General features: G+C 51.6%; 21 protein-coding genes. 17 read left to right on the top strand and 4 right to left on the bottom strand.

The features are described 5' to 3' along the window. Positions 1 to 29: 29 nt before the first annotated feature. The 14 genes from BM412_RS26015 to BM412_RS25950 all read left to right on the top strand — a co-directional run bounded on the left by BM412_RS26015 (position 30) and on the right by BM412_RS25950 (position 13,906). A complete protein-coding gene (locus BM412_RS26015; RefSeq protein WP_091224604.1) occupies positions 30 to 716 on the top strand; it encodes a PspA/IM30 family protein in 687 nt (228 codons plus the stop codon). Positions 717 to 721: 5 nt separating this feature from the next. After that, entirely contained in the window at positions 722 to 1,756 is a 1,035-nt protein-coding gene (locus BM412_RS26010) for a TFIIB-type zinc ribbon-containing protein (protein WP_091224603.1), read from the top strand. Beyond that, complete coding sequence (locus tag BM412_RS26005) at positions 1,753 to 2,559, top strand: TPM domain-containing protein (protein WP_091224602.1); 807 nt, start codon at positions 1,753 to 1,755, stop codon at positions 2,557 to 2,559. The genes BM412_RS26010 and BM412_RS26005 overlap by 4 nt, the downstream gene beginning before the upstream one ends. Positions 2,560 to 2,601: 42 nt before the next feature. Continuing rightward, a complete protein-coding gene (locus BM412_RS26000) occupies positions 2,602 to 3,600 on the top strand; it encodes an SPFH domain-containing protein (RefSeq protein WP_091224601.1) in 999 nt (332 codons plus the stop codon). Between the two features lie 147 nt (positions 3,601 to 3,747). Further along, positions 3,748 to 4,419 (top strand): GGDEF domain-containing protein, encoded by a 672-nt coding sequence (locus BM412_RS25995; protein WP_091224600.1) that lies wholly within the window; start codon positions 3,748 to 3,750, stop codon positions 4,417 to 4,419. Positions 4,420 to 4,466: 47 nt separating this feature from the next. Beyond that, entirely contained in the window at positions 4,467 to 4,841 is a 375-nt protein-coding gene (locus tag BM412_RS25990; protein ID WP_091224599.1) for a PH domain-containing protein, read from the top strand. A 205-nt stretch (positions 4,842 to 5,046) separates the two neighbouring features. After that, positions 5,047 to 6,147, top strand: coding sequence for a glycosyltransferase family 2 protein (locus BM412_RS25985; protein WP_091224598.1), 1,101 nt, complete (start codon positions 5,047 to 5,049; stop codon positions 6,145 to 6,147). Continuing rightward, positions 6,144 to 6,746, top strand: a complete 603-nt coding sequence (locus BM412_RS25980; RefSeq protein ID WP_256256597.1) for a glycerol-3-phosphate acyltransferase — start codon at positions 6,144 to 6,146, stop codon at positions 6,744 to 6,746. Before BM412_RS25985 ends, BM412_RS25980 begins: the two co-directional genes overlap by 4 nt. A 114-nt stretch (positions 6,747 to 6,860) precedes the next feature. Continuing rightward, positions 6,861 to 7,088, top strand: a complete 228-nt coding sequence (locus tag BM412_RS25975) for a MerR family transcriptional regulator (protein WP_091224597.1) — start codon at positions 6,861 to 6,863, stop codon at positions 7,086 to 7,088. Positions 7,089 to 7,241: 153 nt separating this feature from the next. After that, on the top strand, positions 7,242 to 7,508 hold the full coding sequence (locus BM412_RS25970; protein WP_371264859.1) for a cold-shock protein: 267 nt from the start codon (positions 7,242 to 7,244) through the stop codon (positions 7,506 to 7,508). A gap of 180 nt (positions 7,509 to 7,688) precedes the next feature. After that, positions 7,689 to 8,906, top strand: coding sequence for a hypothetical protein (locus tag BM412_RS25965; protein WP_177246099.1), 1,218 nt, complete (start codon positions 7,689 to 7,691; stop codon positions 8,904 to 8,906). Positions 8,907 to 9,052: 146 nt separating this feature from the next. After that, a complete protein-coding gene (locus BM412_RS25960) occupies positions 9,053 to 11,056 on the top strand; it encodes a glutaminase family protein (protein ID WP_091224594.1) in 2,004 nt (667 codons plus the stop codon). A gap of 99 nt (positions 11,057 to 11,155) precedes the next feature. Further along, on the top strand, positions 11,156 to 12,001 hold the full coding sequence (locus tag BM412_RS25955; RefSeq protein WP_091224593.1) for an SDR family oxidoreductase: 846 nt from the start codon (positions 11,156 to 11,158) through the stop codon (positions 11,999 to 12,001). 147 nt (positions 12,002 to 12,148) lie between these two features. Then, positions 12,149 to 13,906: a methyl-accepting chemotaxis protein gene (locus BM412_RS25950; protein WP_091224592.1), complete on the top strand. Its 1,758-nt coding sequence runs from the start codon at positions 12,149 to 12,151 to the stop codon at positions 13,904 to 13,906. Positions 13,907 to 13,962: 56 nt separating this feature from the next. Here BM412_RS25950 and BM412_RS25945 read toward each other — a convergent pair whose 3' ends face one another. Beyond that, positions 13,963 to 14,577, bottom strand: a complete 615-nt coding sequence (locus tag BM412_RS25945) for a TetR/AcrR family transcriptional regulator (RefSeq protein ID WP_091224591.1) — start codon at positions 14,575 to 14,577, stop codon at positions 13,963 to 13,965. Positions 14,578 to 14,756: 179 nt separating this feature from the next. On the opposite strand from BM412_RS25945, the gene kynU reads away from it, so the two are divergent. The 3 genes from kynU to kynB are packed head-to-tail and all read left to right on the top strand — an operon-like array spanning position 14,757 to position 17,593. Then, positions 14,757 to 16,043 carry a kynureninase gene (gene kynU / locus BM412_RS25940; RefSeq protein WP_091224590.1) on the top strand — a complete coding sequence of 429 codons (1,287 nt, stop codon included), beginning with the start codon at positions 14,757 to 14,759 and terminating at the stop codon, positions 16,041 to 16,043. A 25-nt stretch (positions 16,044 to 16,068) separates the two neighbouring features. After that, positions 16,069 to 16,920 (top strand): tryptophan 2,3-dioxygenase, encoded by an 852-nt coding sequence (gene kynA / locus BM412_RS25935; protein ID WP_091224589.1) that lies wholly within the window; start codon positions 16,069 to 16,071, stop codon positions 16,918 to 16,920. A gap of 52 nt (positions 16,921 to 16,972) precedes the next feature. After that, positions 16,973 to 17,593: an arylformamidase gene (gene kynB / locus BM412_RS25930; RefSeq protein ID WP_091224588.1), complete on the top strand. Its 621-nt coding sequence runs from the start codon at positions 16,973 to 16,975 to the stop codon at positions 17,591 to 17,593. Positions 17,594 to 17,666: 73 nt separating this feature from the next. Here kynB and BM412_RS25925 read toward each other — a convergent pair whose 3' ends face one another. From BM412_RS25925 to BM412_RS25915, 3 genes are all read right to left on the bottom strand, one after another. After that, the gene (locus tag BM412_RS25925; RefSeq protein WP_091224587.1) at positions 17,667 to 18,704 is read right to left on the bottom strand and encodes a CapA family protein; all 1,038 of its coding nucleotides are present in this window, start codon (positions 18,702 to 18,704) and stop codon (positions 17,667 to 17,669) included. A 418-nt stretch (positions 18,705 to 19,122) separates the two neighbouring features. Further along, positions 19,123 to 20,118 (bottom strand): Gfo/Idh/MocA family protein, encoded by a 996-nt coding sequence (locus BM412_RS25920; protein ID WP_091224586.1) that lies wholly within the window; start codon positions 20,116 to 20,118, stop codon positions 19,123 to 19,125. Position 20,119: 1 nt separating this feature from the next. Further along, positions 20,120 to 21,121: a Gfo/Idh/MocA family protein gene (locus BM412_RS25915; protein WP_091224585.1), complete on the bottom strand. Its 1,002-nt coding sequence runs from the start codon at positions 21,119 to 21,121 to the stop codon at positions 20,120 to 20,122. Positions 21,122 to 21,513 lie beyond the last annotated feature (392 nt).

The raw sequence follows: 21,513 nt of genomic DNA, 5'->3' as shown, positions 1-21,513 counted from the left end.
AATGTAAGACTTCGAAGGAGGAGCATGGGATGGGAATCTTATCGAGGTTCAGAGACGTGATGAAAGCCAATATGCATGGTTTGTTGAGCCCTGCGAACGACCCGGAGAAGACGGTAAAGGCGTATATGCAAAGCTTACATAGCGATCTGGGTCAAGTGAAGGCGGAGACGGCGGCGGTACTGCTCGAGGAGAGCAGGGCTAAGCGGGATTTGGACGCATGCAATGCCGAGATTAAGAAGCTGCAGCGGTATGCGGAGAAGTCCGCGGAGTCCGATGAGGAGGCGAACGCGCTCAAATTTCTGGCGCTCAAATCGAAGCAGACCGAGAAATATGCGGAGCTGGAGGCTATGTACACCCAAGCTTCAGCGAAGGCGACGATGATGAAGCATATGCAGGATAAGCTTGTGTCCGACCTGGCACAGCTGGAGGCGCGGCATGCGGAGCTGAAAGGGAAGATGGCCGATGCCGACATTGCGCAGCGGCGAGCCGGCAGCGAAGCGGGCGCTGCCTTCAGCGAAATGGAACAGAAAGCCAATCAGGCGATGAACGAAGCGATGGCTCTTGCCGAGGTTAGAGCCGGCGCGCAGGAAGAGGATCTGGATGTATTGATCGCCCAGCTCGAGAAGAATGCAACAGCGGGTACGACTGCAGCGACTGTAAAGGCATCACCTGAAGATGAGCTCGCGGCAATTAAGGATAGATTAAAGTCGAGGTGAGCGAAATGACGGCGGTTATCGAGTATAAGTGTCCCAATTGCGGCAGCGGTATGGTGTTCGATGCAGGCACAGGTACGCTGTCTTGCCCCAGCTGCGGACGGCAGGATCAAGTTGACCAAATCCAGGATCCGCTGAAGAAGCAGGCGTTACCGTTAGAGGATGTGAAGGAGTATCACTGCAACAGCTGCGGAGCGGTCATCGTCACCGATCAGGAGACAAGCGCAACGACATGCAGCTTTTGCGGATCTGCCGTGGTGCTGAGCGATCGGTTGTCGGGGGATTTTGCCCCGGTGATGGTCATTCCCTTTACGATCTCGAAGGAAGCGGCAATGAAGGCGTTCAAGAAGTGGTGCAGGAACGGCCTGCTTACGCCAAAAGGGTTCATGACATCGGATCGAATCGCAGGGATGACAGGGATGTACGTCCCCTTCTGGCTCTACGACTTGAACAACGGGATCGAGGTTCACGGCCAGGGAACGAGGGTTAGAATCTATACACAAGGCGATTATAGGTATACAGAGACGCAGCATTTTAATATCTATCGTAAGATTCAGCTGAACTATGCGAGGCTGCCCATTGATGCATCGGAGAAAATGAACGATGAGCTGATGGATAAGCTGGAGCCGTTTCCTTACGATCAGTTGAAAGCTTTCAAGACACCGTATCTGGCCGGCTACAGGGCAGAGAAATACAGCTATAATGAGGAGCAGTTATTCCCGCGGGCTAAGGAGAAAACGAGCTCGTACATCGATGCTTATATTTCTTCAACGGTACAAGGGTATTCGAGCGTGATGTACACCGATAAGCAGATCGACACGACAGTGAAACAGGCGGATTATGTGCTGCTTCCCGTATGGATGATCAGGTACAGCCATAATCGGACGGAGTATACGTTCGCGATGAACGGCCAGACCGGGAAGGTCGTGGGCAAACCTCCGATCAGCAAGGCGAAAGTAACGGCTTGGTTCGCAGGCGTTTCTGCCCTTTCATTCGTGGGGTTAAAGATCGTTTCCTGGATGATGGGAGGCGGGTTCCTATGAGAAAACAGCCGAAGGCACTGCTAGTGCTGGTCATGTTTGCGATTGGCTTGATAGCCCTAGTGATGATGCTCGTCTTGCCCAAAGCAGCGGCGGCGGCAACGGAGACTAAGAAACTCATTTATGATCAGGCGCATTTGCTCAGCGAGCAAGAACAAGTTGAACTGAACGCGCTGGCGAACAAATACGGGGCTGACAGAGAAACGGACATCATCATCCTGACATCCGATAATACGGAGAACCGGGATGTGCAGCTGATGACGGAGGATTTCTACGACAATCAAGCGCCCGGGTATGATAAGCCTCACGGCAATGCTGTTATTTTGACCATGGATATGAACAATCGCCAGGTTTATTTGGCGGGTTTCGGCCAAACGGAAATCGAGCTCGACAGCGGCAGGCTGGATAAGATCCGAAACGCGATTTCGCCGGATCTAACGCAAGGCGATTACGTGCAGGCATTCACAAGCTATATCAAGATTTCGCACAGGTATATGAGCTTTAAGCCCGGCGTAAATCCCGATAATATCTTGTTCACCATCTGGTTTCAGCTGGGAGCTGCCCTAGTCATTGGAGGGATTGTCGTCAGCGTGATGGTGTATCGTTCAGGCGGCCGCATTACTGTGACTCGGGCTACTTATGAGGATGCAAGCACCTCCGGCGTATTGGAACATGCGGATCAGTTCATTCGGACGACGGTGACCAAAAGCAGAATTCCGAAGAACAAAGGCCGCGGTTCAGGCGGCGGTGGCGGGGGGACCAGCAGCGGCGGTCATTCCCATAGCGGAAGCAGAGGGTCTTTCTAGCGGCGAAGAAATCATATGGATTATAGAAGGGATGGGAAGCGAATGGGTCTTTTCGGGAATCAGTTCTCAAACGTTGTGGAGTGGGAAGAGTTCAGGGATGATATGATTTTCTGGAAGTGGAACAACCGGGAGATTAAGAAGGGGAGCAAGCTCATTATTCGCGCCGGCCAAGATGCTGTTTTTCTGAATAACGGCAAGGTCGAGGGGATATTCAAGGATGAAGGCTCCTTCCAGATCGATTCGGACATCATTCCCTTCTTATCTACGCTGAAAGGGTTCAAGTTCGGTTTCAACAGCGGCATGAGGGTAGAGGTTCTCTTCGTGAATACGAAGGAATTTACCGTGAGATGGGGCACCCAGAATCCGGTATTGATCCCGACTCCGCAGCTTCCTGGGGGGATGCCGATTCGCGCCAACGGGACGTTTATTTTCAAAGTGAGTGACTACATGGCGCTGATCGATAAGATTGCCGGGGTCAGACAAGATTACTTGGTCGAGGATGTCAAAATCCGAATTACTGCCGTACTGGATCAGCTGTTGATGAAGTGGATCAGTCGAGAGGGCAAGGAAATGTTTAATCTGCAGGCGAATGCATCGGACATTGCGAACGGGATCCGCGAAGATCTGGATATGCAGCTGATGGACATCGGAATCGCGATTACGGGCTTCCAAGTCATGAGCTTCAATTATCCGCAAGAGATTCAAGATATGATTACGAAGACGGCCTCCCATGAGATGATCGGCAATTTGCAGAAGTATCAGCAGGTGAGCATGACCGATGGCATTTCATCGGGTAAAGTGCAGGGCGGCGGCGCTGCCGCGGACATGGCCGGCATGATGATGGGCATGAATATGGCGGGCGAAATGCTGAAAAATATGAACCAAAACCAAAATCAGCAGGCTGGGACGGATAAGAGCGCGGACACTGCAGCGGTTCCCTCGTCCGCGGGAAGCAGCAAAAAGCCGAACTTCTGTCCGAATTGCGGGACTAAGAATGAAGGGGCCAACTTCTGCCCGAATTGCGGCCAGAAGCTGGGCTAGGATAAATCGGTAAAATTTAGATCATTTGTCCTATAACAAACAGGGATTTGATGGAAGGTGTCGAAAATGGATAGGTAATCCTACCCTACTCTACTGTGATTTGTTTTCGAGGATGGTTACACTCGGATTGGAAAGCGGAGATCGACAATGAAGTATGCCGGTAGAATCGTGATTACGACGGTTGTTGTGGCGATGATCGCGATGGCTCGCATTTATGGGAACGTGTATTACAATTTCCCGCTCTTCCAAATACCCTATTTTGGCGTGCCTGCGGTATTGATTTGTTGGTGGTTGGGCAGTCAATATGACAAAGTCCGATTTTACGCGGAGAAGGATGTACTGACCGAACTCTACAACAGGAGATTCGTCCTTCAGCAATTTCCACGCCTGCTTGCACGAATGGACAAAAGAAACGAAAGCTTGCGCGTGTATCTCATCGACGTCGATAATTTTAAACATATTAATGATACGTACGGACACGAAATGGGAGACCAAGTGCTCAAAGCGATTGCAACGATCTTATCCTCGCATACTACGAATAAAGAGATTATCGCTCGTTGGGCGGGGGATGAGTTCCTTATCATCTCTCCCTCTTCAGACGAAGACAGAAGAGGCGGGGATGCCTTGATGGTCCAAATTACGGACACGCTGAAGATCTTATCTAAAGCGTACAATATGGATGTTTCGGTTTCTATCGGCACTTCCGTGTATCCGAATGATGCCAAAGACTTGGACGATCTACTGAATGAAGCTGACCGCGAAATGTATGACATGAAGTCACGGCAAAAAGCCATGCTCGCTTTGTATCAAACCGTGTAGCCATACTATGGTAATGTGGAGCAAAGTCATGAAAAGGGGCGATGGAGATGGCAGCTGCTCAAAGTATCTTAGAGTGGACCTTGGTATCGGAGTGTCCGATTCCGCAGGATGTCAATGCACTGCTTGTGACGGGAGAAGTGGCGGTTACAGCATACAAAACCTTTCGCGATACAGCGATTTTCACCAACAAAAGGTTGATTGTCAGAGATGTGCAGGGTCTCACAGGCAAGAAGATCGAGATCTACTCGCTCCCTTATTCCTCGATTAATATGTGGTCCACGGAGAACGCCGGCGGGTTCCTCGACATCAATGCAGAGGTGGAGCTGTGGACACGGGCAGGCCATATCAAAGTGAAGCTGCAAAAGGGCGTAGATATTCGTAAGTTTGATATGTTAATCGCGAACGCGCTGTTGAAAGATTAAGCGTATCGCGTTTGGCTGTGACAGGAGGGAGTGCCGGATCGGGTGCTCTCTTTGTTATGTTTACTCACGCTGCCTGCGATTACTGAAATCGTAGCGATGCGAAAAAAGGGATTGGTTGGGGTTGCCCGAAATAAGTTCATAGATCCATACATCGATGCCATATATTCTACTTATAGCCATAAACCAAGACCTGGGGGGTAATGGAATGGGGATGATGATTATTGCTGTGCTGATGGGGGCGTGTGCTGCGGGGTTGATTTTGTTCCGTAGAAACACGATTCCCGTCGATCTTCATGATCCCCCATTGCAGCAGCGGAAGCTGTCCGTCATTATCCCGGCCAGGAATGAAGAGGGCAATTTGCCGCATCTGCTGCGTTCGCTTCGAGCCCAGACTTTAGAGGAAATCGAAATCATCGTCGTGGACGATCATTCCGAGGATCAGACGAAAGCGATTGCCGAGAGTTACGGAGTCAAAGTCATTGCGAGCCCCGAGCTGCCCTTGGGATGGACAGGTAAGAACTGGGCCGTGTGGAACGGTTACTTGCAGAGCACCGGCGAGTTGATCGCATTCCTGGATGCCGATGTCCGGCTCGCACCGGATGCGCTTCAAGCGCTCATTGCGGCGCGAGAGCAGGTTGGCGGGACCATCTCGGTCGTACCGTATCACCAGGCAGAGAAGCTCTATGAGAAATTAGCGCTGATTCCGAACCTCTTGGGCTTGTTTGCTTTTACATCGCCTATGGAACGGACGAATGGGACAAAAGGGTTATACGGGTCCTGTATCCTCACGACCAGAACGCATTATGACAAGGTGCAAGGACATGAGGCAGTTAAGGGTGAGCTGCTGGATGACTTGAATCTGGGCGCTAAGTTTATGGAAGCGGGCATTCCCGTCGCGAACTACATCGGATACGATAAGGTATCTTTCCGCATGTATCCCGGCGGCATACGCAGCGAGATCGAAGGCTTCAGCAAAGGGGCTGTGCTCAGTACAAGCAAGCTCAGTTTGCGTACTACGCTGCTCGTGGCGGTGTGGTTGATTGGATTGATTATGGTGGAGGCGACCCCGTTCTTCCTTGGAACCTCTTGGGGAATCCCGCTTGCGTTGGGGTACGTTCTTTATACCGTGCAAATTTATTATTTTGTCCGCTATACAGGCCGATTCGGCAAGTGGCTGCCGGCCGTTCATTTCTTGAGCACGGTATTTTTTCTGATGATCATGCTGTATTCCGTTTATCAGGTTGTTTTCTTTGGACGAGTGGCTTGGAAAGGTCGAAGCATTGATGTCGGAGCTCGGAGAAAATGATGATCATTCTATGGACGGTCCTATCTTACCTATCCGGATCGCTGATGTTCTCTTACTGGCTCGGCTTGATGGCAAAGCATAATTTAAAAGAGCATGGCGATGGCAACCCCGGAGCGCTGAATCTGTGGAGAGCGGCTGGTTATACGTACGGTTTGACGGGAATCTTACTTGATTTTCTGAAAGGGTACATCCCGCTATTCTGGCTTGTACAGACTAACGCGGTGACAGGCGCGGGGATCATTCTTCCGGCTGCCGCGGCGATTCTCGGCCATATCTTCTCGCCTTTCTTGCGCTTGCGGGGAGGCAAGGCGATTGCCGTCTCATTCGGCGTCTGGAGCGGGCTGACGGGCTTCGCGGCGTCGCTCGCTTATGCCATTATTCTGGCAGTGCTGCTATTGTCCGGCCGATTGCTAAGCAGAGGAAAGACGTCCACCTCGGAAGCGGATGCCTTTCAGGTCGTGCTTGGCATGCTGTTGCTGGTAATCTTCCTGTTCTTTGCGAGGTATTCCGGCGCAGTCCTTCTGCTGGGCATGATCAATTTTCTCTTGTTGGTGTATTCCCATCGAAGAGAGCTGCGCGTTGTCGTTCTCAAACGATAGGACTGATTGCCCGGCTGCGCATCGCCTTTCATTTCCTGTTTCTGGTTTAGGAATAAGTTCGATTTCGTGGTATAATGAAATATTGGATGAAACAGAAACGTGAGGTTACCTTATATGCAGGGGTTTAACGACTGGAATTTAAAAGTGAAGGAAACGTTCAATGCAACGAGCAACGAAGTTGTATTAACGGTTACGGAAGCCGGCAGTTTGCTGGGCCTCTCCAAGGATCATATGAAGGTTTACGTAGAGAAACATAAACTAACCAAGGTTCCGATCATGCGAAGCGTTCATCGCTACTTGCTCCTCAAGAGCGAAATCGATGAAATCGTCGCGCAGAAATAAGATTGAACCGGTCACTATATAGGCTCCATGAAAAGGTTTCTTTCGCTAATTAAGCGATAGTGTGGTATAGTTTGATTCACGTATTGGATATGAGACTTAATGTCACATACTGAAAAGGTGCGATGTTGCCTGCTTCGGTATGTGACTTTTTTTATGAAGGCTAACGAAGGGGATGACTTGCTCATGTATTTTTCACGGAAAAGACCCATTGAGGATTTGCCGAATGAACTGACAGCCATTTGGTCATGTACGAAGGAAGGCTGCAATGGTTGGATGAGGAACAGCTACTCGTTTGAGGATGTTCCGACATGCGCGCAATGTAAGTCTCCGATGATTAACAGTATGAAAGATCTCCCCATTCTACATAACTCCAGCTCCGAGCTGAAGACAGCATTGAAGAATGTAACGCCAAAGCCGTAATAATTGAAGCCGACCGCTGCTGGTCGGCTTTTTTCGTTGTGGATGGAAGAGGGATACTTATCCACCAATTTACATTATTAATGCAATCCGATACATAGTAAAATACAGATTACAAATAGAGCCTATGATGGTGTGGTGACAACAATGAACGGTACATTACTAGCGAAAATCCAAGAGTATATGAAGATGAAAAACTGGAATTATTCGGATATGGCTTCACAGGCCGACATACATATCAGCGAGGTTAGCCGGATCTTCAGCCAGAAGAAGGCACTTACGCCTACGCAATTGGATAAAATCACGGCAGCCATCGGATTGCCGCCGGGGAGCATGTACGCCCTTTATTTCGAAGAGTACTTTAGTGACAGCGAGCCCGTACATAAAAGCAGAAGCAGTCAGTTTCTCTACAATTGCATGCTGAACGGTCGGAATTTGGAAGCGAATCTCATGATTGGTTCAATATTGGAGGAGAATTCCAAATACTTGCGGAGCAAGCAAATGCTCAATATCTTCTCGGTGGCGGAGCGGTTGTTTCATGAAGGCAACGAGTCGGAGGCGCTCTTTCTCTACGAAGCGATTATAGAAAATTTTCCGGATCGATTCTCGAGCGAATTTGCGATTTGTTATTTCCGCCGATTCTTTATCCTTATTACGACGGAACGGGCGCAGCATGCGTTATCGACGCTTCTGGAATACATCCATTATTTGCCGGTAGATGTTCGAAGAGACGCGTTTCTATGGATTACCGTCTTCTATTACAGGCGCGAGGACTGGAAAGAAGTCAAATATTACGCGGAGAAACTAGAGAGCATCGCTTCTTACGGCAACCATCTGGGTTACGCGCTGATGTACAAAGGGTTCTCCTTAACGAGGCTCGGCGGAACACTGGATGAAGTGCTGGAGCAGATTGATCGCTACTCGGAAGTGAACAAGCAATTCAACGAATTTGCGGTCGGGAACCGGCATGCCGCCTATTTGGACTTTGGGATCTTGGATTATGCGGAAGAATATCTGGCATGGCTGATCGAGCGCGATGATCTCTATGTAGGTTTGCCGAGATTGCTCAGGACCTATGTTGAGTTAGACCGGTTGGAAGATGCCAAGGCTCTCGTCCAAAGGTACCGGCATATTATTGATGCGATATCCAAAGAGCGCGACACTTGGGTGAAGCAGAAGACGGTATTGGATTTTCAGTTTGCGTATTCGGCCTACCTAAGCAGGATCGGCTCCTACCATGAAGGAATCGATGTTCTGCTTGAGATCACGACAGAGGCGCTTACCCTCAAGAATACGCGTTTATTTAAGAAATGCATGTATTCGTACTGGGAGCTGCGGGACCGAACCACCACCGAACAGGACGAGAAATACCGCCAAATGCTATTATCGGATACGAACTAGCCCGAACTTAAATCCACAACCTCTGGGGATGTGGATTTTCTTTTGCCCACTTTCCATTTCCCTATATACAAAATTACGTATATATATTATGTTTTATATATACATTATGATTTTCATATACATATCAAGGAGAGGATGTTCCAATCATGAATCCGATTCGTCCAGCCGCAGTACCTTTAGTTACGGTAGATCCTTATTTCAGCGTATGGTCAACAGCTGACCGTTTAACCGATGATTTCACCCGCCATTGGACGGGGCAACGACATGCGATGACAGGGCTTATTCGAGTTGACGGGGTACCCTACCGCTTCGCAGGCCGCGTAGAGCCGAGAGCAGAGCGTTATTATACGGAGCCGCCGGCACTTACGCAAACCGGCCTTAAGGTGACGCCGCTCAGCACGATCTATACCTTCGAGGCAGCCGGCATCGAATTGACGGTTCGCTTCACGACGCCGTTGCTGCTGACGGATTTGGATGTGCTGTCGAGACCGGCATCCTATGCGGCGTTCGAGGTGAAATCCCTTGATGGACGCGGGCATGATGTGAGCGTGTATTTTGACGTTACGGGCGAATGGTGCGTGGATCAGACTTCGCAAGCCGTCGTTCCGGAGCTTGCCGATAACGATGAATTGCTTGTGATGAAGATCAGTCATGAGAAGCAAGACTATATGAATCGTTCCGGTGACGATCATCGCATCGATTGGGGTCACTTCTATTTAACCGCTCGGAAGTCGGAGCGCACGCATGCTTATCTGCATTCGGCGAATTTGCGCAAGCTCTTCGTGCGCAACGAGAAATTAACGAATGAACCGGCTGCTTCACCCCAAGTGGTTGCGGAAGGAAATCCGGTCATGGCACTTGTTTATGATCTGGGTGAGGTCGGCGCGTCGCCGGTATCCGAACTGGCCGTATTGGCTTATGACGACGTGTACGCCGTTACTTATTTCGGGGATCAGCTGCAGGCGTACTGGAAGAGAAACGGCCTAAGCACCGAAGCTATGATTGCGGCCGCCTTTGCTGAATACGACGAGTTAATCGAGCGCTGCGCCGCATTCGATCAGGAAATTGTGGCCGACGGAGTCAAGTCGGGCGGAGCGAAATACGCGGATCTTCTGGCGCTTTCTTACCGTCAGGCGATTGCGGCGCACAAGCTGGTAACCGATACGGACGGAGAGCTGCTGTTCCTGTCCAAGGAGTGCTACAGCAACGGCTGCATGGCAACCGTAGACGTGAGCTACCCTTCCGTTCCGTTGTTCCTGCTCTACAGCCCGGCACTGGTTGAGGCGATGATTCGTCCAATCATGAAATACACCCGAAGCGATGCGTGGCCGTTCGAATTCGCGCCGCATGATATCGGACAGTATCCGATCGGCAACGGCCAGGTGTACAGCGAGAACGCCAGAGAAGGACAAATGCCTGTCGAGGAATGCGGCAACATGCTGGTCATGGCTGCAGCGGTTTGTTTGGCCGGCGGTAACCAAGATTATATATTCAGCCAAATGGACGTTTTCACGGAATGGGCAGAGTACTTGCTGGAGCATGGTTTAGATCCGGAGAATCAGCTGTGCACGGATGATTTTGCCGGCCATCTGGCGCGTAATGCGAACCTATCGGTAAAAGCGATCATGGGCGTCGCGAGCTTCTCGATTCTGAAGAAGCTGCAGAACAAAGCCGATGAGGCAGCCCGCTACCGCAATGCAGCCAAGGAAATGGCGGATCAATGGGGAGCGCTCGCGGATGACGGCGATCACACGAAGCTTGCTTTCGGGCAAGAGGGCAGCTGGAGCTTGAAATACAATTTGATCTGGGATCAATTGTTCGGCACGGAGCTGTTTGATAAAGCGATGATTCAGAAAGAAGTTGCTTGGTATTCGAAACAAAGCAACAAGTACGGTACGCCGCTGGACAGCCGGGCAACTTATACGAAATCGGATTGGCTTGTATGGTCAGCGGCATTGGCTGAGGAACAAGCAACTTTCACGGCGTTGGTCGAACCGATCTGGCAAATGCTGAACGACACGGCGGACCGCGTGATGTTCTCCGACTGGACGGACACGTTGACGGCAAGAGCACTTAACTTCCAGCATCGCAGCGTAGTGGGCGGCATCTTCATGCGGGTGCTGAAGGACAAAGGAATCCTGAAGGCTTAATTCGCGGATATAAGGGAATATTGGTTGAGGGAGCCCGGGTGGCTCCCTCTCTCTATTTATTAAACGACAATCAGCCAACATAGGGGTGAAACCATAACGATGAGCAAAACCATACTTATAACAGGCGCTTCGGCAGGCATTGGGCTGGCAACCGCGCTTAAGTTTGCGCAAAACGGTTGGATCGTATATGCAGGCACGAGGCAGCTGGAGCGCGATCAAGAGCAGTATGCACGGTATGACAATCTCCATTTTCGGGAAATGGAGGTTACGGATCCGGATGCGATTCGTACCGTGATCGACGAAATCAAACGGGAGCAGAAGCAGCTCGATGTGTTGTTCTGCAATGCGGGCATCGGCTATTTGCGCGCGCTGGGGCAAGCGCCAATGCAGGAAATCGAGCATATCTTTGATACGAATGTGTTCGGTGTCATGCATACGATCCAAGCGGCGCTGCCCATGATGCAGAAGGCCGGCCACGGGCATATTATTGCGACGTCGAGCGTGGGCGGCTTGGTTGGTCAACCGATGAATGAAATCTATTGCGCGAGCAAGTTTGCGATAGAAGGCTTGTTCGAGAGCTTAGCCACCTATTACAAGCCTTTCTTCAATATTGATGTGACGCTGCTTGAGCCGGGCGCGATCGCCACGAATTTCACCCAATCGGTTCTGGGGCATGTGGCAAGTACAGGCGGCATTCTGGAGGATGAGTATAAGCCGATCATCGATCAATATACGAAATCGTTCTTAAGCCGAAACGCGGAGCCCCAGACCGCCGATGCCGTTGCGGAAGTGATGTGGGAGCTGGTAGCGATGGAAGAGAAGCCGCTGCGTATCCGCACCTCCGAGCGTGCCGAGCAGTTTGCCCACCATAAGACGCAGAACGATCCTACCGGACTGGACGGCGTGCGCGGCGTACGTAAGCTGCAGCTGGGGATTGAAGCTTGAGGCGTGAAGCCTACCAGTGACAGTGAAACGACCTTGCGAGGTCGTTTTTTGTTGTTTTGTGGGATAATTTGGGGAGTTTTGGCGGGATAATTGTGTTAGACTAGAATGTAAGCAATTACATAGGTCTGCAGGAGGAGTATACGTATCATGTTCTTAAGCATTAGAAGCCGGCTGGCAGTGAAGTTATCTGTTCTTATTTTGGCTACTCTCGTCATCCTGTCTACCGCCTTAATTTACTTGCAAGTCCAGAATACGAGGAAAGCAAGCGAAGAAGCGATTGGCAGCTTTGGCATGCACACGGCTGAGGCTTATGCGGGTCAATTCGATGTCAAGCAGTATGAAACCTATGCGCAAGATGCTAAGGAGAATGATCTCTATTGGCAAATTCGGGATAACATGAATGATTACCGCCAGCGGATCGGCGCTTTGTACGTATATACGATTCAAATTAACGACAAAGGAGAGCCGATCATTCTGGTCGATGGCCAGCCCAGAAATGACGACGATGCCTCTCCTATCGGCGAAGTGACGGATATGCCGAAGGACGCGATAGCGTTGGTATTAGAGGGCAAAGCGGCCAAATCCGGCGTTATTCGCAATCCCGATTATGGTACTTATATTTCTGCCTACGCGCCGCTTCGCAATGAATCAGGCACGGTAATCGGAGCCATTGGGATTGATACGGATATCTCGGTATCGACGACCATCTATAAGGAAGTATTGAAATCCAGTACGCCGTTATTTGTCATCATGGGCATTGTGCTTCTGCTTGTGTTTATATTCATAACGGTGTTCCTGTCCCGTGCATTGCGGCCGTTAAGAATTGTCGTAAGAGGGGCGGAAGCGATGGCCGGAGGAGATTTCGCCGCTGCGAAAGGTCATCTCGGCACGACGCGAGTGAACGCGACGGATGAAATCGGACAAGCGTTCGCGGCGATGAACAAAATGAGCGACAGACTTGGCGTGACCCTCGAAAATGTAGTGCGGGATATGCAGGTGACGACGCAGGATCTCATTCATTCCACGGATCAGTTTGGCTCAGAGGCGGGTCAACTGGTCGACTTGAACGAGCAGCTGGAGCTGTCCATTACGCTATTGGCGGATGGCGCGCAGCATCAGCGAATCGGAGCAGAGGAAAGCGCCAAGTCGATGGAGGAAATTACGTACGCGATTCAGCGCGTATCCGAGGCTTCCTCCCAAGTGTCGAGCGCCTCTGTAGAAGCGCTGGATTCCGCGGAGCAAGGCCGCAAATCCATCCACCAATTAAGAGCGCAAGTGGTTTCCATCTCCGATGTAGCCAGACAGACGAACGAATCCGTCTTAGCGCTGAATGCGTTTATGCATGAAATGGAACCGGTACTGGCTTCCATCTCAAGCATTGCGGATCAAACGAAGCTATTGGCGCTGAATGCCTCCATCGAGGCGGCAAGAGCCGGCGAGCATGGCTCCGGTTTTGCCATTGTAGCCGGTGAAGTGCGTAAGCTGGCAGAAGCATCCTTACTGTCCGCGAATCATATTACTTCGCTTCTAGGGCAAATTGCTCAGGAGTCGGCTCATATCGGCAAGCAAATGATGGAGGGCAGCGAAGAGATGAGCCGGAGCACGGAGCTCTCCGGTTATGTGGAAATGATGTTTGATCAGACGGTCGATCGGTTCCATCTGGTGAACAGTCAGATTCAGGAGATTTCCGCGGCGGCACAAGAGGTACTGGCCGGTTCGGAAGAGGTTGCGGCATCGGTAGAGCAAATCTCGCAGATCTCGAACACAGCGGCGGACAATACCGCGTTGATTCAGCGAATGTCTGCCGACCAACTGGCAGCGACCAAGCGAATTGCCGTTACGACGGAGCAGCTGAAGCTGCGAAGCTCCGGCCTTGAAGAAGCGATTGAGAAGTTTAAGCTATAAGAGAAACCGGCCTCTGCTGTAGCTGCAGAGGCCGGTTTTATTTTAGCTGACACTCATTAGAGATAGAGACCCGCCGTATACAGATCGGTGATGTTGACCGCAATCTCTTCGACCGAGCATTGGTGCTCGTCCCGAACGATTTCCCAGAGGTACATTTCATTCGTATAGAACCAGCCGCGTGCGATGAGCAGGTGGTTAAGATCGGTGCGTGCCAGTCCATGTGACTGGGAATAGGCGATATCGCTGGATATCCGCCCAATAAACTTCTCGCGGATGCCCTTCCACTTGTCGGAGATGACGGATGAGATGCCGATTGCTTGCTCGAAAACTTGCATCATATGACGCTCTGCCTCGGCCATTTTGAGAAAAGCCAGTGTTTGTTTGCGTATCGTGTGAACCGCTTCATCTCTCGTGGCCGGAACGAAGGAAATGGCGGCAATCTCATAAAATTGCTCCATAACATTCTCCATTAACACGCTTAACAAATCTTCTTTTCCCTGAAAATGAACATAAGCTGTTCCATATCCGATTTTGGCGGCAACAATCATCTGCGAAATGGTCGCTTTCTGGAAGCCTTCCTCCAGAAACACCTGCTTGGCGGCAACTAACAGCTTCTGCCTTGTCAGTGCGGAGCGCAAATGTCGTTTATCTGTCGTTCTCTCTGTGGCCATCGTTCTCCCCCTCCGTCCATACCCTTCTAGAATATAAGAAACGGCTGGAAATTGGAAGGTTCGTTCAGACGTCAACGCAGCGCGGCTGCTGACGATTTTGAACATATTGACACTATGTCATATTGATTGGTATGATCACCTCATCAAACGATTATTCTGTGATAAACGAGGGAGCAGCTATGGGAACAAATTCGTTTCAACCCACACTAGATTACGCTAAACAATTAGATGCGCTAGATAACCTTTCCCGGTTTCGCGAAGAGTTCTATGTGAAGCCTGATTCGATTTATATGGATGGAAATTCTTTGGGGCTTTTGTCGAAGCGGGCAGAGCGTACGCTGCTGGAATCGCTCGCCGACTGGAGAGAGCACGGGATTGACGGCTGGATGCAAGGCACTCATCCTTGGTTCACCTTATCGGAGAAGCTGGGCGAGATGAGCGCGGGACTCGTCGGCGCATCTCCGGAGGAAGTGATCGTGACCGGTTCGACGACGGTAAACCTGCATCAGCTGGTCGCTACGTTCTATGAGCCTCAAGGGGAACGCAATAAGATATTGGCGGATGAATTAACGTTCCCTTCCGATATTTATGCGCTTCAAAGTCAGCTTCGTATTCGCGGTTATGACCCGGATACGCATCTGATTCGAGTGAAAAGCCGCGATGGCCGCTTCTTGGAAGAGGAGGATATTATCGCGGCTATGACCGATGATATTGCGCTAATCGTACTGCCGACGGTTCTCTATCGCAGCGGACAGATTCTGGATATGAAGCTTTTGACAGAGGAAGCTCATAAGCGCGGCATTCTCATCGGTTTTGACGGCTGCCATTCGGTCGGAGCCATTCCTCATTCGTTCAGCGAGTGGGATGTTGATTTTGCTTACTGGTGCAATTATAAGCATCTTGGCGGGGGACCGGGCAGCGTCGGGGGACTCTACGTTAATCGGAAGCATTTCGGGAAGAACCCCGGCTTGGCGGGCTGGTTCGGCTCGAGAAAAGACAAACAATTCGATATGGAGCATACGTTGACGCCTGCGGAATCGGCAGGGGCTTATCAGATCGGAACGCCTCATGTGCTAAGCTTAGCGCCGCTGCTTGGCGCGCTGGAGATCTTCGCGGAAGCGGGCATTGCGAATATTCGGCAGAAGTCGCTTCATATTAATCAATATTTAATCGACCTAATCGAACATGAGCTGGGCGAATTCGGATTCTATATCGGCAGTCCGCGCGACGATGTTCGGCGTGGCGGTCATGTCAGCTTGGAGCATCCGGAGGCAGCACGAGTCTGCAAGTCATTGAAGCATAACGGCATCATTCCGGATTTCCGGGCACCTAATATTATTCGGCTTGCACCGGTTGCGCTGTATAACTCCTATTCCGAAGTATGGGAAGTCGTGCAGAAGCTGAAGAAAATCATGGTCGATAAGGAATATGAGCAGTTTAAGAATGAACGCGAAGTCGTTGCCTAACGAACATAGAGAGGGGCTATGCACCATGAACAACCATGAAGAGCAGCACGGCAGCGGGAAGCTGGAGAAGGATATTCAAACGGATTTCTCCAAATCGATGTCCTACGGGGACTATCTTCATCTTGATAAAATTTTGGAAAGTCAGCATAGATGCTCGGACCACCATGATGAAATGCTGTTTATTATCATTCATCAGGCGAGCGAGCTGTGGATGAAGCTCATCTTGCATGAAGTACAGGCGGCTACGCTGTCCATCCGCAATAACGATCTGGAGCCGTCCTTCAAAATGCTGGCGCGCGTGTCCAGAATCCAGCAGCAATTAATTCAGTCCTGGAGCGTGCTCTCGACGCTGACACCGGCAGAATATATGGGTTTCCGTGATGCGCTGGGTTCATCCTCCGGCTTCCAATCGCATCAGAATCGGTTGATCGAATTCGCTATGGGGAATAAGAATGTGCACACCTTGTCCGTGTTCAAGCATCAAACTGAGCTGTACGCGCAGATGCTGCAGGCGCTGAACGAACCCGGCCTCTACGATGCGGCGATTGGGGCGCTCGCAGCGCGCGGCTTGCCGATTGATCAAGAGGCGCTGGATCGGGATTGGTCGCAAAGCTATCAGCCGAATGCCAGTGTGGAAGAGGCTTGGCTGACCGTGTACCGCGATGTCGATCAATATTGGGATCTCTATGAGCTGGCAGAGAAGCTCGTGGATATCGGCAGCCAGCAGCAGTTCTGGCGATTTAACCATATGACGACCGTGGAACGGATTATCGGCAACAAGATGGGAACCGGCGGTTCGTCGGGCGTGAATTATTTGAAGCGGGCGCTGGATCAGCAGTTCTTCCCTGAGCTGTGGAGCATGCGCACCAAGCTGTAACCTTAAGCTAAGCGTCGAGGACGGAAAGCAGCAGGAAGGGGATGAACTAGATATGAGCAACTGGATAGATATTTCGCAGCCGCTGGATGAGAAGGTTGCCACTTGGCCCGGGGATACCCCCTTCTCCTACAAGGTGAGCTGGAGTAAAGAAGAGAGCGGCTCCGTCAATGTGGGGCAGATCGTGATGAGCATTCATACGGGGACGCATATCGATGCGCCGTTTCATTTTGACAACGAGGGTAAGCGGGTCAGCGATCTTGACCTTGATCTGTATATGGGTCGGGCGCGAGTTATTCATCTGCCTAATCCTGAATCGATTGGCGTGCAGGAGCTGACCGGCGTCCAACTGGATGGGGTAACGAGGCTGTTGATCCGAACGGATGCATGGAAGGACAGGCATGTGTTTCCGCAATCCATTCCGCCTATTGAACCGGAGCTCGCTGCTTATCTAGCAGGATACGGCGTCCGGCTGATCGGTCTGGATTTGCCATCCGTCGATCCGCTGGACAGCAAAGAATTACCTGCTCATCATAAGCTCGCCGGGCATGGCATTCACATTCTGGAAGGGCTTGTCCTAGACCATGTGGAACCGGGGGATTATGAACTAATCGCTCTGCCACTGCCATTGACCGAGGCGGATGGGAGTCCGGTTCGTGCGGTGCTTAGGCGATAATCGTTAATGTTGTTAAGGAACCAGAAACCGCATCCCGTTGGGGGTGCGGTTTCTTTATTAGCCGACGGATCTACTAGAGCAGGGTGTGCTTCTCTACGAGCAGCGGAGACATTTGCTTCCACACTTTGCGCATTAACTGCCGATCGGCCGCGGGTTGACCGGGCTCTGGCTGCTTTAGGGTCTGAGGGATCGGGAGCACCCGATAGCTCATGCCGCTTGGCGTTGCTATTTTGGTCGCCCATGTTGGGACGTAGGTAACTTCTTTCACGCGCACCTTGCCGCCATCGTCTTTGACAACGGTTAGTTGGGCTATGGCGCCGCATTTGGTGGCTGCGTTCTTATAGAGGCGCGTGGAGGCGAAGTTGCCAAGCGAGTAGATGGCGAATTTATCGTCTTTGGTATGAAAAGCGGGCTGAAGAACATGCGGGTGGTGGCCGAGTATGATATGCGCGCCGTTTGCGAGCAGCAGGTTCACGAGTTCACGCGATTGCTTGAGCGGCACATGGCGGCATTCTTTGCCGATATGCAGGCAGATGATGACGGCATCGACCTGCTCCGCGAGTCTGCGGGTATGTGCGGCGACTTTGCTGTAGGAGGCGGGAGTAACGGTGTTTACCCGCCATGCTTCGCCGGCAGGCAGGGCAATGTTGTTGGTACCTTTGGAATAGTTGGCGATGCCGACTTTCAGGCCTTTCACTTCGACGATGATATGGTTGTCGGCTCCGGGGTCGGAAGCGTAGGTGCCGGTATGCGCCAGGCCGTTGTCGTTAAGTACTTGAATGGTTCGGAGCAACCCCTTCTTGCCGCGGTCCATGCAGTGGTTGTTGGCCGTCGTTAAGACGTCGAACCCTGCGGACTTAAGGGCTGGAGCGAGCTCATCCGGACAGTTGAACATGGAGAAACCCGTGGCCGCATTCGCTCGCGTATAGGCAGTCTCCCTGCCGGCGAGCGGCGTTTCCAGATTGCCGATGACCAGGTCCGCTTGCTTGAGGTAAGGGGCAACCTTTTGGAATAGGGGCTCGAAAGCATATCGATCCCCCTGCTGTTTGGCAGACCGCAGAATCGGCCCAATCATCAAAATATCCCCGACAGCAGCGAGCTTAAATTCCATAGGAGGCCTCGCATCCTTTCCGCGCTTACAGCATAGGTGGTTCTCATTGTCATGGTATGTAGGTATTCGCTGTAACGAACCACACCGATCTTATTTGGGCGAAATGAGGCGGTTTGAAAATCTAACGAATCGTACAAGCCTTATTTGGTGGGAAACTGCCGTTTTCCACTCCAATTCGCTTAAAAAAGGCCTCCACGATTCGTTAGAAAAAATAAGCAGCTGTTTTCGCGTAAATAAGACCGGTAGGATTCGCTAGCGCGCCGCGGTGGTGGAAGTGTTGCTCTGGGAGCAACACAGTTCCGCGAGAAGTGCGGCGGTAAACGAGCGTTAGGAGCAGCTGCTGTACACGGTTAAAGGTTGGAATGCCAAGCCAAAAACCCACAACCGCCATTACGGCTGTGGGTTCGTCTAATAGAAACTAAAGCTTAACCGGCGCTTCGAGCCTCGCCGATTCCAATGCAGCAAGCGCGACTCTGGCGGATTTCAAGCCGTCTTCACCTGTGATCGGCACGGCAGAGCCGCTGCGAATCGAGCTGATGAAGGCGTCCACGAGACCTGCGTCCATATCGTCTCCCCAGTATAACCATTGCGCTTTCGATTCCTTATTGCTGTACAGGTCGTTCTTCTGCGCAAAGGAATCGATGCTGACGACGCCTTTCGTACCGATGATCTCCATCGTGACGTCGCCCCATGTCGGGAACGAGCGGGAGCGGGACCAGCTTGGGTCCAGCGATGCAATGACGCCATTGCCGAAGCGGACATGCACCATGCCGGCATCTTCGACTTCAAGCTCCGGATGGAACAAGGTAGCCGCCTCCGCATACACATCGACGACGTCGGATTGCACGAACCAGTTCATTAAGTCCATGACATGCACCGTATGGTCGAGCACGGCGCCGCCTCCGGAAGCAGATGGCACAACAAACCAATCGCCCGGCATAGAGCCGCGGTTCGTTCCTTTAATGGCCACAATCTCCCCGATATCGCCGCGGTCAATCGATTTCTTCGCTTCCACGACAGCGGGGATGTAGCGGCAAGGGAAGGCCGTCATAAGCTGAACGCCGTTCACGGCGCAAGCTTGAATCATAAGCTCCATCTCCTCCACGGAGATGCCGAGCGGTTTCTCGCACATAACATGTTTCTTAGCGGTTGCAGCGGCAAGCGTCAGATCAGCATGCTTCGCGTTCTCCGAGCAAATAATGACGGCATCGATGCCGGCAGCGAGCAGCTCCTGCAAGGATTCATAATGGCGGAAGCCATATTGTGCCGCGATTGCGTTCGCGCGGTCTTGATTATCGTCCCAGAAACCGGCGATGGTCACGTCGGAGCGACGGAGCAGCTCACCTGTATAGCTGTGGGCATGACCATGGGCGAAACTAAGCAAGCCAACCGAGATGGATCTGGTCGTCGTCATATTAGCGTGCCTCCCCGGTAGTCGATTGTAGGCGGATTAATTGTCCGGTAGCAGCGGATTCCAAGGCAGCCCGTGCAACCTCGACCGCTTTCTTCGCATCTTCAGCCGTCACGATCGGTTCAGCTCCACTGCGGATGCAGTCGATAAAGTGAGCCAGCTCGATAAAATACGGATCGCGATAGGACGGGCTTTGCGGCACCTGTACCGATTTCTCGGCTGCTGCTGCTTCCGTGCGGCGGACTTGCAGCGACTTGGAAGCGCTGCTGTCGTATTGGAGAACACCCGAAGTGCCGGCGAAATCCACGGCTGTCGTGAAAGCGCCCGGATATCCCCAATGAGCTTCTAGATGGACGATAGCGGAATGATTGTGGAACCGCAGTGTAACAAGCGCATAATCAAGGGAAGGCTCTGTCCGGTTAAGAGCATAAACCGATTTCACATCTCCGAAGAGGGAGCGCATGTAGTCGATATCGTGAATCATGAGATCCATGATTACGCCGCCGCTTGCTTCTTTATCCGCATACCAAGGCGAGTGTTCGCCCGGATGGGAGCCGACCCGTTTGGCGTGAGCGACGCCGACGGTGCCGATGGCTCCGGACCCAATACGCTTGCTCAGATCCACGTATTCAGGGAAGAAACGAACGACATGACCAACAAACAAGCGAACGCCTTTCGCACGGCAAGCTGCAATCATCTCATCCGCATCCTCGGCTGTAGGCGCGATCGGTTTCTCACAGATGACATGTTTGCCTAATGCAGCAACCTTCAGCACGTATTCCTTGTGGAAAGGAGTAGGCAAAGCAACCGAGACGACGTCCGCATCGACCGCGTCCATCATTTCCTCGAACGAGGTATAGTAAGCTGTTTCAAGAGAAGAAGCGACGCGTTCTGCGCGTTCTCCATCCATATCGCACACAGCGGCGAGCGTGACACCGGGCATCCGGCTGAATGCGGCGGCGTGTACGTATCCCATTGTGCCGCAACCCAATACTACGACTTTCATGAACATGCGCTCCTTTTCAAAATAATGGTAGTCCGAATTGGTTCACTGTCATTTTAGACGAAGTTCAGCCCATTGGATAGGGGGAATGGAACAGGAATAACCGGTGCGAGTGCTCCGAGCAGCTCGGGGGACCTACTCCGATCGCTTAAGTGAACGAATTTCCGGTATTCGAGTGAAATATTGCAATTTGTGCAACATTTAGAAGTGAAACGGCCTGTTTATTTGGAATTGTTGCAGATTATGCAACATTTGGGGCGTAAACGCTAGTTGAGGTGTCTGATCTCATATAAATGTTGCATTTCCTGCAACAATTGAAGGTTTTAGTGAGCATGGGGAAGGGAATGTTGCATATTGTGCAACATTCCTGTCTTGACTCTGACTTGGCGAGGATG

It is taken from the genome of Paenibacillus sp. BC26 (assembly GCF_900116125.1).
Taxonomy (GTDB): domain Bacteria; phylum Bacillota; class Bacilli; order Paenibacillales; family Paenibacillaceae; genus Paenibacillus_Z; species Paenibacillus_Z lignilyticus.
Note: the sequence above shows the minus strand (reverse complement) of the source record. Positions and strands in the feature narration are given on the sequence as shown.

Excerpts from the sequence above, each read along its gene's own strand:
- BM412_RS26015 (WP_091224604.1), top strand. The coding sequence starts at position 30 with ATGGGAATCTTATCGAGGTTCAGAGACGTGATGAAAGCCAATATGCAT.
- BM412_RS26010 (WP_091224603.1), top strand. The coding sequence starts at position 722 with ATGACGGCGGTTATCGAGTATAAGTGTCCCAATTGCGGCAGCGGTATG.
- BM412_RS26005 (WP_091224602.1), top strand. The coding sequence starts at position 1,753 with ATGAGAAAACAGCCGAAGGCACTGCTAGTGCTGGTCATGTTTGCGATT.
- BM412_RS26000 (WP_091224601.1), top strand. The coding sequence starts at position 2,602 with ATGGGTCTTTTCGGGAATCAGTTCTCAAACGTTGTGGAGTGGGAAGAG.
- BM412_RS25995 (WP_091224600.1), top strand. The coding sequence starts at position 3,748 with ATGAAGTATGCCGGTAGAATCGTGATTACGACGGTTGTTGTGGCGATG.
- BM412_RS25990 (WP_091224599.1), top strand. The coding sequence starts at position 4,467 with ATGGCAGCTGCTCAAAGTATCTTAGAGTGGACCTTGGTATCGGAGTGT.
- BM412_RS25985 (WP_091224598.1), top strand. The coding sequence starts at position 5,047 with ATGGGGATGATGATTATTGCTGTGCTGATGGGGGCGTGTGCTGCGGGG.
- BM412_RS25980 (WP_256256597.1), top strand. The coding sequence starts at position 6,144 with ATGATGATCATTCTATGGACGGTCCTATCTTACCTATCCGGATCGCTG.
- BM412_RS25975 (WP_091224597.1), top strand. The coding sequence starts at position 6,861 with ATGCAGGGGTTTAACGACTGGAATTTAAAAGTGAAGGAAACGTTCAAT.
- BM412_RS25970 (WP_371264859.1), top strand. The coding sequence starts at position 7,242 with ATGAAGGCTAACGAAGGGGATGACTTGCTCATGTATTTTTCACGGAAA.
- BM412_RS25965 (WP_177246099.1), top strand. The coding sequence starts at position 7,689 with ATGAAGATGAAAAACTGGAATTATTCGGATATGGCTTCACAGGCCGAC.
- BM412_RS25960 (WP_091224594.1), top strand. The coding sequence starts at position 9,053 with ATGAATCCGATTCGTCCAGCCGCAGTACCTTTAGTTACGGTAGATCCT.
- BM412_RS25955 (WP_091224593.1), top strand. The coding sequence starts at position 11,156 with ATGAGCAAAACCATACTTATAACAGGCGCTTCGGCAGGCATTGGGCTG.
- BM412_RS25950 (WP_091224592.1), top strand. The coding sequence starts at position 12,149 with ATGTTCTTAAGCATTAGAAGCCGGCTGGCAGTGAAGTTATCTGTTCTT.
- BM412_RS25945 (WP_091224591.1), bottom strand. The coding sequence starts at position 14,577 with ATGGCCACAGAGAGAACGACAGATAAACGACATTTGCGCTCCGCACTG.
- kynU (WP_091224590.1), top strand. The coding sequence starts at position 14,757 with ATGGGAACAAATTCGTTTCAACCCACACTAGATTACGCTAAACAATTA.
- kynA (WP_091224589.1), top strand. The coding sequence starts at position 16,069 with ATGAACAACCATGAAGAGCAGCACGGCAGCGGGAAGCTGGAGAAGGAT.
- kynB (WP_091224588.1), top strand. The coding sequence starts at position 16,973 with ATGAGCAACTGGATAGATATTTCGCAGCCGCTGGATGAGAAGGTTGCC.
- BM412_RS25925 (WP_091224587.1), bottom strand. The coding sequence starts at position 18,704 with ATGGAATTTAAGCTCGCTGCTGTCGGGGATATTTTGATGATTGGGCCG.
- BM412_RS25920 (WP_091224586.1), bottom strand. The coding sequence starts at position 20,118 with ATGACGACGACCAGATCCATCTCGGTTGGCTTGCTTAGTTTCGCCCAT.
- BM412_RS25915 (WP_091224585.1), bottom strand. The coding sequence starts at position 21,121 with ATGAAAGTCGTAGTATTGGGTTGCGGCACAATGGGATACGTACACGCC.